Origin of the sequence: Streptomyces sp. IBSBF 3136, from assembly GCF_036815105.1 — a bacterium.
Lineage (GTDB): Bacteria > Actinomycetota > Actinomycetes > Streptomycetales > Streptomycetaceae > Streptomyces.
In genome coordinates this window covers 1-12,393 of record NZ_JAJSZC010000042.1, presented here as the reverse complement: position 1 = coordinate 12,393, position 12,393 = coordinate 1, and the positions used below count along the sequence as shown (strand labels likewise).

The window sequence follows — 12,393 nt, the reverse complement described above, 5'->3', positions numbered from 1 at the left end:
GGCCTAGTACGAGAAGGCCATCGGCTTGTCGGCGTCACGGGTGTCGCCGCCGATCTTCGTGGGCGGATTGAGGTCGGCATCGGTCAGCTCGGGCGGGCCCGCCTTGGCGTACTTGGCGAGCAGCTTGACCTCGACGACCGCGAGGATGGCGTACAGCGAGGTCAGGACGATCATCGACGTGAGGACCTCACCCTGGGAGACGCCGGGGGAGACCGCCTGTCGGGTCTGCAGCACGCCGTAGACGGCCCACGGCTGGCGGCCCATCTCGGTGAAGATCCAGCCCCAGGAGTTGGCTATCAGCGGGAAGGCCAGGGTCCAGATCGCGATGCGCCAGTACCAGGTGGTGAACGTCGGGCCGAGTGCCTTGTTCCTGAACAGGACCAGATGCGGCACCTCGTCGTCGGCGACCCTCAGGTGCTGGGGCAGCATGAACTTCTTGCGGGTCAGCCAGAGGCCGGCCAGGCCGATCCCGAAAGAGGCCATGCCGAAGCCGATCATCCAGCGGAAGCCCCAGAAGGCCACCGGGATGTTGGGCCGGTAGTCGCCGGGCCCGAACTTCTGCTGCTCGGCCTTGTTGACGTCGTTGATCCCGGGGACGTACGAGTTGAAGTTGTCGTCGGCGAGGAAGGACAGCAGGCCCGGGATCTCGATGGCCACGCTGTTGTGACCCTTGTCGACGTCGCCGTATGCGAAGATCGAGAACGGTGCAGGCTTCTGGCCGTCCCAGAGCGCCTCGGCGGCCGCCATCTTCATCGGCTGCTGCTTGAACATCACCTTGCCGAGCACGTCACCGCTGACCGCGGTGAGCAGGCCCGCGATGACGACGGTGATCAGACCGAGCCGCAGCGAGGTCTTCATCTCCCGGATGTGCCGCTTGCGGGCCAGGTGGTAGGCCGAGATGCCCACCATGAAGGCACCGCCGGTCAGGAAGGCCGCGGAAAGGGTGTGAAAGGCCTGGCTGAGCGCGGTGTTCTGGGTCAGCACGGCCCAGAAGTCGGTCAGCTCGGCGCGGCCCTTCACCTTGTCGATCTTGTAGCCGACGGGGTGCTGCATCCAGGAGTTGGCCGCCAGGATGAAGTACGCCGACAGGACGGTGCCGATCGAGACCAGCCAGATGCAAGCGAGGTGGATCCTCTTCGGCAACTTGTCCCAGCCGAAGATCCACAGGCCGATGAAGGTGGACTCGAAGAAGAACGCGATCAGGGCCTCGAAGGCGAGCGGGGCACCGAAGATGTCACCGACGAAGCGCGAGTAGTCCGACCAGTTCATGCCGAACTGGAACTCCTGGACGATGCCGGTGACCACGCCCATGGCGATGTTGATCAGGAAGAGCTTGCCCCAGAACTTCGTCGCCCTGAGGTACTTCTCCTTCTCCGTGCGGACCCAGGCGGTCTGCAGCCCGGCCGTGAGCGCGGCCAGGGAGATCGTCAGGGGGACGAACAGGAAGTGGTAGACGGTGGTGATGCCGAACTGCCAGCGCGCCAGTGTCTCCGGCGCCAATGCCAATTCCACGTCGTCAGCTCCTTACCTCGCCGTGGTGGCGGGCCCACGCTTGTGAATGCGTTCACATTCACAAGCCATTATGACCTACTGATTTTCGGTCCGGTAGGGCGGGGTGGTGCTAGCGCCATCACGTCAGGGCCTTGGCGGCGATTTCAACATCTTGTTGAATTGCACGCCATGCAGATACGTATCTCCTGACCCTCGGGGCACCTCACCGCGACCCTGGACGACACGCCGACCGCGCAGACCCTCGCCAAGGCACTGCCGCTCGCCTCCACCGCTCACACCTGGGGCATGGAGGTCTATTTCGATACAGGCATCACTGTTTCACGTGAAACGGACGCCCGAGAGGTCGTGGAACCGGGCACCGTGGCGTTCTGGACGGACGGCGACGCTCTCGCCCTCCCCTATGGGCCCACGCCCGTCTCCCGGGGCGACGAGTGCCGGCCGGCGAGCCCGTGCAACATCCTGGGACAGGTGGACGGGGATGCCCAGATCCTGGCGAGCGTGCGCGACGGCGACCCCGTACGTGTGGAGTCTGTGGACGAGTAGGGCCCCGCACCAGGCGGGGCCCTCCTTCGAACCGATCCGGGAACCTCTTACGGCACCCCTCAGATCTCCTTGCGGAACGCTTCCGCCACCTTCAGGAAGATGTCGTTCGCCTCGGTCTCCCCGACCGTCACCCGTACACCCTCGCCCGGGAACGGCCGCACGACCACACCGTGCTCCTCACAGGCCGCCGCGAACGAGACCGTGCGCTCCCCCAGCCGCAGCCACACGAAGTTGGCCTGGGTCTCGGGCACCGTCCAGCCCTGCGCGCGCAGCGCGTCGACCACGCGCGTGCGCTCGCACACCAGCGAGCCGACCCGGCCCAGCAGCTCGTCCTCGGCCCGCAGGGAGGCGACGGCAGCCTCCTGCGCGAGCTGGCTGACACCGAACGGAACCGCCGTCTTGCGCAGCGCCGCCGCCACCGGGTCGTGCGCAATCGCGAAACCGACCCGCAGGCCCGCGAGGCCGTACGCCTTGGAGAACGTGCGCAGGACACAGACGTTGGGCCGCTCCCGGTACAGCTCCACGCCGTCGGGCACCTCGGGGTCGCGGATGAACTCCCGGTAGGCCTCGTCCAGCACCACCAGCACATCGCTGGGCACCCGGTCGAGGAACCGCTCCAGCTCGGCCCGACGCACCACCGTGCCGGTCGGGTTGTTGGGGTTGCAGACGAAGATCAGACGCGTCCGGTCGGTGATGGCGTCCGCCATCGCGTCCAGGTCGTGCACATCGCCCGGCGTCAGCGGGACCTGCACCGACCGGGCACCGCTGACCTGCGTGATGATCGGGTACGCCTCGAAGGACCTCCAGGCGTACATCACCTCGTCGCCCGGGCCGCTGGTCGCCTGGATCAGCTGCTGGGCCACGCCCACCGAACCGGTACCGGTGGCCAGGTGGGAGAGCGGGACGCCGAAGCGGTCCGACAGCTCGTTCATCAGCCCGGTGCACGCCATGTCCGGGTAGCGGTTGAAGTCGCAGGCGGCCGCCGTCACGCTCTCCAGCACCCCGGGCAGCGGCGGATAGGGGTTCTCGTTGGAGGACAGCTTGTAGGCGACCGGCCCGCCGGCCGCGGCGGGCTTGCCCGGCTTGTAGGTGGGGATACCCTCCAGCTCGGCGCGCAGCTTCGGGCTCGTCTCGCTCACCGCAGTCCTCCTCGCGACCACCGGCGGACCGTCAACGCCGCCGGCTTCCAATACTGCTCACCTTATGAGGATTCGGCGCCCTTGCGAACAGGTGTGGGACAGCAAGAGGCGAACCTCATGCGCCCCACCGGCATCACGGGCATCACCACCCGAAGCGGTATGCATCGGGGGCGCGCTCTACATATATCTACGCGCCGGTGGCTCGCGCCGTAGCGCGCATCACCCGTGAAGGTGAGTTGAGACCTCTTCGAGACATCCGGCACTTGGCAGGCCTATGCGCGTCGACACGACACGTCCTTGCATGAAAGCGATCAAGTGCCTTTATTTCTTAGGTAGTTGACCAGGTATGGCCATGCAGAAACGTGCCTGTCAATGCCTGCATATGCGTCCGCCCTACCCCACCGCATGAGCCCTACTATCGGCTCGCCATGACAGCAGCAGGGAAGCACCAGGTGAGCCGCGCGGAAACCTCACGTCGAGGCAGTCGGCCGGGCCGGGCAGGCATCAGAGACGTCGCCGCCGCCGCCGGGGTCTCCATCACGACCGTCTCCGACGCCCTCAACGGCAAGGGCCGGCTCCCGGATGCCACCCGGCGCCATGTCCGCGAGGTGGCCGACCGGCTGGGGTACCGCCCCTCGGCCGCCGCCCGCACCCTCCGTACCGGCAAGTCCGGGCTGATCGGCCTGACCGTGACGACGTACGGGGATGAACCTTTCACCTTCACGGAGTTCGCCTACTTCGCCGAGATGGCCCGGGCCGCCACCTCCGCCGCGCTGGCCCGCGGCTACGCCCTCGTCATCCTGCCCGCGACCTCCCGGCACGACGTGTGGTCCAACGTGGCGCTGGACGGCACCGTCGTCATCGACCCCTCCGACCAGGACCCCGTGGTCAGTGAGCTGGTCCGGCAGGGCCTGCCGGTCGTCTCCGACGGCCGCCCGGCCGGCACCCTGCCGGTCACCGCCTGGGTCGACAACGACCACGAGGCCGCCGTCCTCGGCATCCTTGACCACCTCGCCGCCGCGGGCGCCCGCCGGATCGGCCTGCTCACCGGCACGACGACGGACACCTACACCCACCTGTCGACCACCGCCTACCTGCGCTGGTGCGAGCGCGTCGGCCAGGACCCGGTCTACGAGGCCTACCCGGCCCACGACCCGTGCGCGGGCGCCGTCGCGGCCGACCGGCTGCTCGCCCGCCCCGACCGGCCCGACGCCGTCTACGGCCTGTTCGACCCCAACGGCACCGATCTGCTCGCCGCGGCCCGCCGCTACGGCCTGCGCGTCCCGGAGGACCTGCTGCTGGTCTGCTGCAGCGAGTCCACCGTGTACGCCAACACCGAGCCGCCCGTCACCACCCTCTCCCTGAAGCCGCGCCGGATCGGCACGGCGGTCGTGCAGCTCCTCATCGACGCCATCGAGGGCGTCGAGTCGGACCACACCGTCGAGCAGGTGATACCGACGGAGCTGATCGTGCGTACCTCGTCCCAGCGACGTCCCCCGCGCACGACCGTCAGCCCGCCGCGGGCTCCGGAGAAGGGCTAGCGGGGTCTCCCGAGGGCGAACGGGGCGTCCGGCCCGCACACCGCGCGCCACTCCGTGCGCCCTCGCACCACGTGTCGGCCGTCGCTCCGCACGGCCGGCATGTGCCGGGCAGCCGGTCGAACCCCTGCCCAAACGGGGCGAAAGCCGCGGTGAACCGGAGTCCCGCTCTGATTCACCACCCCTGGGTCATCACACGGCGCGACGCTCATTCCTATGATGGGCGCACGACACCGCGGGGCCGCTGCGACCAGGCAGTCCGGAGCGGTGCAGCTGCGGCGCGATGGTGGAGGGGTCGGATGACTCAGGGGGCCGGTCAGGGACCCGAGGTGGAGCGGACGGCGACGTTGCGCGACTTCCGGGTACCCGCGTACGTCCACGAGACCGGTCCGTACGTCCACGAGCTTCCCGGCGACACCGCCCCCGTCGTGGACGAGAGCTACCCCGAGGGCTACACGCCCACCCAGCGCGACCTGCCCGTCATCAACCGCGGCGACACCCTCCAGGTGCCTGTGGAACCGGCCGCCGCGGCCCCCGCCCCGGTGGCCGCGACCGGCCCCGGCCCGCTGTACGTCGTCGGCGACGTCCACGGTTACCTGGACGAACTGCTGGCCGCCCTGCGGGAGAAGGGCCTGATCGACGCCGCCGGCCAGTGGTGCGCGGGCACCGCCCGGCTGTGGTTCCTCGGCGACTTCACCGACCGCGGACCCGACGGCATCGGCGTCATCGACCTGGTGATGCGGCTGTCCGCCGAGGCGGCCGCGGCCGGCGGCTACTGCAAGGCCCTCATGGGCAACCACGAGCTGCTGCTGCTCGGCGCCAAGCGGTTCGGCGACACGCCCGTCAACTCCGGCGCCGGCACCGCGACCTTCCAGGCGGCCTGGCTGCTCAACGGCGGCCAGAAGACCGACATGGACCGCCTCCAGGACCACCACCTGCAGTGGATGGCCCGCCTCGACGCCGTCGAGGAGGTGGACGGCTATCTGCTCGTCCACTCCGACACCACCGCCTACCTCGACTACGGCGACTCGATCGAGGCGGTCAACGACACCGTCCGGGAGACCCTGACCCGCAACGACGCCGACGAGGTCTGGGACCTCTTCCGCAAGTTCACCAAGCGATTCTCCTTCCGCGACGAGGGCGGCGCCGACGCCGTGCGCTCCCTCCTCGACATGTACGGCGGCAGCCGGGTCGTCCACGGCCACAGCCCCATTCCGTACCTGCTCGGCGAAGTGGGCTCCGAGGACGACGAGGAGGAGGGCGGCGACCCCGTCGTCGTGGGCCCGCACGTCTACGCCGAGGGACTCGCCATCGCCATGGACGGCGGCGTCACCATGGCCGGGAAACTGCTGGTCCAGCAACTGCCGCTGGACGCCTGAGGGTTCACCCGGGAGGCGAGCCCCGACCACAAGCCCGCAGGTGGGCATGGTTTTTCCGCAAACCCCCTGTCACCGTGTGCCGTCACGGCTCTACCATCGGCTTATCCGTAGCAGGCTCCCCTCCGTTTCTGCCCGACGGCTCGCCGGCGTGCGAGCCCCCAGCCCCTACGGAGCATCGGGGGATGCACATGAACAGCGTTCCGCAGCACCTGCTGAGCGAGGACCGCCAGGAATTCGAGCGGATCCTCGATGAGGCGCTGCGCTCGGCCCCACACCGACCGGAACTCGCCGCTGTCGGACAGCGGCTCAACCCCGAACAACTGCGCACCATGGCGCTCAACGCCACCGCGCTGATAGCGGCGGCCGCGGCGACCGAGTACCAGCACTACGTGAAGGCCCGGGAGGAACTGCGCCGGCCGGCGCCGTCCACCGCTTCCACCGACCGCGCCTCGGTCTCCGCCGGCCCGGGTCCGGACGCGCTCGGCCTCGCCGCCGGCCTCGGCGAGGCAGCCGAGACGACCGGAGCAGGTGCCGTCGCCGTGATCGCGGTGCTGGCACCCGTCCTCGCCGCCACCGCCGCGGTGATCTTCCTGCTCGTCGGCTACATCGTGAAGATGCTGGACCCGGGCCAGGGCTTCGCCCAGACCATGCTCACCGCCGGCTGGACGTTCGGCGCCATGGCCGCGGCCGCGATCCTCGTCGCCGCGGTCGGACTGCTGCTCACCGCCCTGCGCAACAACGCCTCCGACGAGGCCGGGGCGCACAGCGCGGTGGGCGAGGAAGTGGCCAGGGCCAGAGACGCCTGGCACGAGGCGCTGCTGGAGCGCGGCATCCTGCCGTTCCTGCGGGACGCCCTCGCCCAGCCCGGCCCGACCACCCTGCACCGCACCGCTCCCCAGCCCCCGGCCGGCCGCATGCCCCGCCTGGGCTACGACCGGCCCGGCTTCAGCAGCCCCGACGACGGCGCAGCCTCCGGCCGTCCGAGTTTCACCAGTCCCGACTACACGAGCCCCGACTTCGGCGGCCCGGACCACCAGCCGGAATAGCCCGCGGCTCGCGCCCCCTCCCAGGGGCGCGGGCCGAACGGGTTCCCCCGTGCCGACCGAGGTGGCGCAGCGTCCCGGGAAGGCCCGGGAGCAAAGCCCGCCTCCGGGGCGTGTCAGTCCGCCAGCGGCAGGTACACCCGGTTGCCCGCGGCCGCGAACTCCTTCGACTTCTGGGCCATGCCCTCCTCGATCTCCGCCTGACTGCCGCCGTGTTCACGGCGGATGTCCTGCGAGATCTTCATGCTGCAGAACTTCGGCCCGCACATCGAGCAGAAGTGGGCCGTCTTGGCGGGCTCGGCCGGCAACGTCTCGTCGTGGAACTCCCGTGCCGTGTCCGGGTCCAGCGCGAGATTGAACTGGTCCTCCCAGCGGAACTCGAAGCGGGCGTCGGACAGCGCGTCGTCCCACTCCTGCGCACCGGGGTGGCCCTTGGCGAGATCGGCCGCGTGTGCGGCGATCTTGTAGGTTATGACGCCGGTCTTGACGTCGTCGCGGTTGGGCAGGCCCAGGTGCTCCTTGGGCGTCACGTAGCAGAGCATCGCGGTGCCCCACCAGGCGATCATCGCGGCGCCGATGCCGGAGGTGATGTGGTCGTACGCCGGCGCGATGTCCGTGGTCAGCGGGCCGAGCGTATAGAACGGAGCTTCATCGCAGATCTCCTGCTGAAGGTCGATGTTCTCCTTGATCTTGTGCATCGGGACGTGTCCCGGGCCCTCGATCATGGTCTGTACGTGAAAACGCTTGGCGATCCGGTTGAGTTCCCCGAGGGTGCGCAACTCCGCGAACTGCGCCTCGTCGTTGGCGTCGGCGATCGAGCCCGGCCGGAGACCGTCGCCCAGCGAGTACGTGACGTCGTAGGCGGCGAGGATCTCGCAGAGCTCCTCGAAGTTCTCGTACAGGAACGATTCCTTGTGGTGCGCCAGGCACCACGCGGCCATGATGGAGCCGCCGCGCGAGACGATGCCGGTCTTGCGGCGGGCGGTGAGCGGCACGTACGGCAGGCGGACACCCGCGTGGACGGTCATGTAGTCCACGCCCTGCTCGGCCTGCTCGATGACCGTGTCCTTGTAGATCTCCCAGGTCAGTTCCTCGGCCTTGCCGTCGACCTTCTCCAGCGCCTGGTAGAGCGGCACCGTGCCGATGGGGACGGGGGAGTTGCGCAGCACCCACTCGCGGGTGGTGTGGATGTTGCGGCCGGTGGAGAGGTCCATGACGGTGTCGGCGCCCCAGCGGGTCGCCCAGGTCATCTTCTCGACCTCCTCCTCGATGGAGGAAGTGACCGCGGAGTTGCCGATGTTGGCGTTGACCTTCACCAGGAACCGCTTGCCGATGATCATCGGCTCGATCTCCGGGTGGTTGACGTTGGCCGGCAGCACCGCGCGTCCCGCCGCGATCTCCTCACGGACCACTTCGGGATCGACGTTCTCCCGGAGCGCCACGAACTCCATCTCCGGCGTGATCTCGCCCCGGCGTGCGTACGCGAGCTGCGTGACCGCCTGGCCCTCACGGCCCCGGCGGGGCTGGCGCGGGCGGCCGGGGAAGACCGCGTCGAGGTTGCGCAGTCCGCCGCGCGGTGCGGTGTGCTTGATGCCGTCGTCCTCGGGCCGGACGGGACGGCCCGCGTACTCCTCGGTGTCGCCGCGGGCGATGATCCAGTTCTCCCGCAGGGGGGACAGCCCCCTGCGGACATCGGTCTCGACGAGTGGATCGGTGTACGGGCCCGACGTGTCGTACAACGTGACCGACCGCCCGTTGGTGAGATGCACCTGACGGACCGGCACGCGCAGGTCGGAGCGGGTGCCCTCGACATACGCCTTGTGCCAGCCGATGGACTTCCCGGCCTCCTGGGACGTGTCGTCCTGAACGGAGGCAGGCGTGCGTGCGTCCTTGTTGGTCATGAGACCTACTCCCTACGCCGGCATTACCCGGTAACAGGTTCGGCGGTCGACGCAGCGGCTTCCGTCTGCCGATGCTTCCCGTGAAACACGTTCCACGTGAAACATCGCTGATACGGAGGTCAGCGCCCTCTCAGCCCGGTGCTCCGAGCTCCCGCGTGTGCAAAGGTGCCTCCACGCTAGCGTCAACTCGGGCGCGGTGAACAGAGGGCCTCTGTCGTTCTTGCGATGATCGGGCGGTGACCACCATGGACCAGTACCCCTATCCGCCGCCCGAGCCACCGCACGAAGGCGGCTCCGGACAGGACGACGGACACGGCCATGACGGCCACGGAACGCGTGGTGGGTCGGTGCGGGCCCGCCCCGACGACCGGGGCGCCGTTCACCACCAGAGGCCCGCACACCCCGCCCCAGGCCCCGTTCCAGGCCATGGCCGTGACTCCGGGCATGACCCCGGGCATGACCCGGCGCACGGCCATGGTCCGGCACCCGGTCACGGCCGTACACACGGCCAGAGCCAAGGCCACAGCCACGGTCACAGTCACAACCATGGGCCGGCCGCCCCCGTCTCGAAGCACCTGCGCAAGGTCATCGCGGCCGTCCTGATCCCGTTCACCGCGGCCGTCGTGGTCGGCCTGGTGGTGCTGTGGCCCGGGGGAGCCCCGTCGCACGAGCGCACCGGTGTCGGCTTCGACCGCCAGACGCAGCAGGCCACCGTCGCCCGGGTGGTGGAGGTCAGCTGCAGTTCGGTGAACGCCTCCGGCGGCGGCGCCCCGGCCGGCGGCACCGCCGGGACCACGGGCGGCACGGCTCCGCAGGGGGCGAAGGGCACCTGCAAGAAGGCCACGGTCAGGGTCGACACCGGCAAGGACAAGGGCCGTACGTTCACCGAGGTCGTGCAGCCCGACCAGACACGGCAGTTGCACCTGGGCGAGAAGGTCGTGGTCGCCTACGAGCCCTCGGCGCCCAGGGAACTGCAGTACTCCGTGACCGACGTGAGCCGGAAGTTCCCGATGGCCCTGCTCGCGGGGATCTTCGCGCTCGCCGTCGTGGTGGTGGGCCGCCTGCGGGGCGTCATGGCGCTGGTCGCGCTCGCCGTGAGCTTTCTGGTGCTCACCCTGTTCATCCTGCCGGCGATCCTCCAGGGATCGAACCCACTGCTGGTGGCCGTCGTCGGGTCGAGCGCGATCATGCTCATCGCGCTCTACATGTGCCATGGGCTGTCGGCCCGTACGTCGGTCGCGGTGCTCGGCACGCTCGTCTCCCTCCTGCTGATCGGTTTCCTCGGCTCGGAGTTCATCGACTGGGCCGCGCTCACCGGCAACACGGACGACAGCACCGGCCTGATCCACGGCCTGTACCCGTCGATCGACATGAGCGGTCTGCTGCTGGCCGGCGTCATCATCGGATCGCTGGGCGTCCTGGACGACGTGACGGTGACCCAGACCTCGGCGGTCTGGGAGCTGCACGAGGCCAATCCGGCGATGGGCTGGCGCGGGCTGTACCGGGCGGGCATCCGGATCGGCCGGGACCACATCGCCTCGGTGGTCAACACCCTGGTCCTCGCCTACGCCGGTGCCGCGCTCCCCTTGCTGCTGCTGTTCTCGATCGCGCGGAGCAGCGTGGGCACGGTGGCCAACAGTGAGCTGGTGGCCGAGGAGATCGTGCGCACGCTGGTCGGTTCGATCGGCCTGGTCGCGTCCGTCCCGCTCACCACGGTCCTGGCCGCCGTCGTGGTGTCGGCCGACCGGCCGGGACCGGCGAAGGCGGCCCCGGGGACGGACACAGCTCCCGTGCGCACCGGCAAGGGCCACCGCCGGAAGCGGTGAGCAGCGGGGGCGCCCCCTGAAGAAGCGTTCCTGCGCAGTGTCTGGCGGTCCCGCACAGGCCCGGACGCGGCTCGGCGGACACCGCCGCGCCCCGCTCCGCCGTGGCGTTTCAGCCCGCGCTCTGCTCCTCGGCCAGGATCCGGTCCAGCGCCTCGTCGAGGTGGGCGTCGAAGTCCGCCAGCGCACCCTCCTGGCCGAGCGGGACGAGCTTGTCCGTACGGTCGAGGAAGGCCACGAGCGGCGGCGTCGAGGAGCGGAACAGGGCGTGGTCACAGCCGACCTGAAGCCGGATCAGCACCTCTCCCAGCACCTCGGAATCGGCGGGAGCGATGTGCACATCGCCCTCCCCGCACGGCCGCCCCACCCCGTCGATCAGCAGCTCCCGGCCGAAGGCCCAGGTCACGGGGGCATCACCGGGGAGGTGGAAGGTGAGCCGCACGGCATAGGGATCACAGGTCTCGTAGCGCAACTCCACCGGAATGCGGAAGGAGAGCTCCTCGGACACGAGAAAGCTCATCATGACTTCTGCCTGTACGGATTCGCGCATCGCCTACCCCGTCATATGACATCGACTGGCCGGGATTGATCCCTCGACCGTGGTCAAATCTTGCTGAAAGTACTCGGGAGATCACAAGGAGTGAGTTTTCAGATACTGATAGAGAGGGTAAGGGCCCCCAGATGTCGCCCGATCTCGCCCTGCAGCAGGCGGGCGGCGGGCAGCAGCCGCTCCGCCTGACGGGCGGGGAGGGAGAGGGCCATCGTGGCCGCCGTGGCGCCGACCGTGATCGGGATCGCCGCGCAGACCGTGCCGAGCGCGTACTCCTGGCGCTCCACCACCGGCCCCATCCGCGGCATCCTGGCCAGCCGGCGCATCAGGGCGTGGTTGTCACGCACCGTGTAGGGCGTCAGCGACCGCACCGGGTAGCGGGCCAGGTGGTCCCGGCGGGCGTCCTCGTCCAGTTGGGAGAGCAGGCACTGGCCGATCGCGTGGGCGTGCCCGGTCTCGCGGAAGTCGGCCCACTCCTCGACCGCCGGCGCCTCGCGCGAGCCGGAGACGCACATGACCTCGATCTCGCCGTCCCGGTACATCGCGTAGTACATCGGCACACCGATCGAATCCCGCCAGTGCGCGAGGGTGTCCGCCACCGTGCTGCGACGTTTCTCCTTCGCTCCGCTGCTGCCGAGCCGCTCGGCCGCGTCACCGAGGAAGAACAGCCCCTTCTCCCGGCGCAGATAGCCCTCGTGCACGAGGGTGCGCAGCAGGTGATAGGTCGTGGGCAGAGCGAGGCCGGTCTCGCGGGCGAGCTGTTTGGCGGGGGCGCCGTACTCGTGGTCCGCGACGGTCTCCAGCAGGCGCATCGCGCGCTGGACGGATCCGATGAGGGTCGCGGCGGACGAGTGCCCGGGGCCGTCGGCGGGGTGTGACGGGGCGACGGTCGCGGCGCGCGGTTGTCCCGGGACGGCCGCGCCGGGGGGCCGCTGCACCGGGGGAGCGCAGGAGCGGGACGGGGC

General features: G+C 69.6%; 9 protein-coding genes and 1 pseudogene. 5 read left to right on the top strand and 5 right to left on the bottom strand.

Going from position 1 to position 12,393, the window contains the following annotated elements; genetic code table 11:
* Positions 1-3 precede the first annotated feature (3 nt).
* Entirely contained in the window at positions 4-1,512 is a 1,509-nt protein-coding gene (locus V7E45_RS11965) for a cytochrome ubiquinol oxidase subunit I (RefSeq protein ID WP_333774096.1), read from the bottom strand.
* Between the two features lie 168 nt (positions 1,513-1,680).
* On the opposite strand from V7E45_RS11965, the pseudogene V7E45_RS11960 reads away from it, so the two are divergent.
* Positions 1,681-2,055, top strand: a pseudogene (locus tag V7E45_RS11960) (cyclophilin-like fold protein).
* A 59-nt stretch (positions 2,056-2,114) separates the two neighbouring features.
* Here V7E45_RS11960 and hisC read toward each other — a convergent pair.
* On the bottom strand, positions 2,115-3,194 hold the full coding sequence (gene hisC / locus V7E45_RS11955; protein ID WP_333774095.1) for a histidinol-phosphate transaminase: 1,080 nt from the start codon (positions 3,192-3,194) through the stop codon (positions 2,115-2,117).
* A gap of 428 nt (positions 3,195-3,622) precedes the next feature.
* Here hisC and V7E45_RS11950 point away from each other — a divergent pair, with 428 nt between their 5' ends.
* From V7E45_RS11950 to V7E45_RS11940, 3 genes are all read left to right on the top strand, one after another.
* Complete coding sequence (locus tag V7E45_RS11950) at positions 3,623-4,735, top strand: LacI family DNA-binding transcriptional regulator (RefSeq protein ID WP_333774094.1); 1,113 nt, start codon at positions 3,623-3,625, stop codon at positions 4,733-4,735.
* Positions 4,736-5,031: 296 nt separating this feature from the next.
* On the top strand, positions 5,032-6,111 hold the full coding sequence (locus V7E45_RS11945) for a metallophosphoesterase (protein ID WP_333774093.1): 1,080 nt from the start codon (positions 5,032-5,034) through the stop codon (positions 6,109-6,111).
* Between the two features lie 182 nt (positions 6,112-6,293).
* The gene (locus V7E45_RS11940; protein ID WP_333774092.1) at positions 6,294-7,157 is read left to right on the top strand and encodes a hypothetical protein; all 864 of its coding nucleotides are present in this window, start codon (positions 6,294-6,296) and stop codon (positions 7,155-7,157) included.
* 113 nt (positions 7,158-7,270) lie between these two features.
* Here the strand turns inward: V7E45_RS11940 and thiC are convergent, their stop codons facing one another.
* On the bottom strand, positions 7,271-9,055 hold the full coding sequence (gene thiC / locus V7E45_RS11935) for a phosphomethylpyrimidine synthase ThiC (RefSeq protein ID WP_333774091.1): 1,785 nt from the start codon (positions 9,053-9,055) through the stop codon (positions 7,271-7,273).
* Between the two features lie 236 nt (positions 9,056-9,291).
* Between thiC and V7E45_RS11930 the strand changes: the two genes are divergently transcribed.
* A complete protein-coding gene (locus V7E45_RS11930; protein WP_333774090.1) occupies positions 9,292-10,881 on the top strand; it encodes a YibE/F family protein in 1,590 nt (529 codons plus the stop codon).
* A gap of 109 nt (positions 10,882-10,990) precedes the next feature.
* On the opposite strand, the gene V7E45_RS11925 is transcribed toward V7E45_RS11930, so the two are convergent.
* Together V7E45_RS11925 and V7E45_RS11920 are read right to left on the bottom strand one after the other, a co-directional pair.
* Positions 10,991-11,428: an SsgA family sporulation/cell division regulator gene (locus V7E45_RS11925; protein WP_333774089.1), complete on the bottom strand. Its 438-nt coding sequence runs from the start codon at positions 11,426-11,428 to the stop codon at positions 10,991-10,993.
* 98 nt (positions 11,429-11,526) lie between these two features.
* The gene (locus V7E45_RS11920; protein ID WP_333774121.1) at positions 11,527-12,261 is read right to left on the bottom strand and encodes an IclR family transcriptional regulator; all 735 of its coding nucleotides are present in this window, start codon (positions 12,259-12,261) and stop codon (positions 11,527-11,529) included.
* Positions 12,262-12,393: the final 132 nt, after the last annotated feature.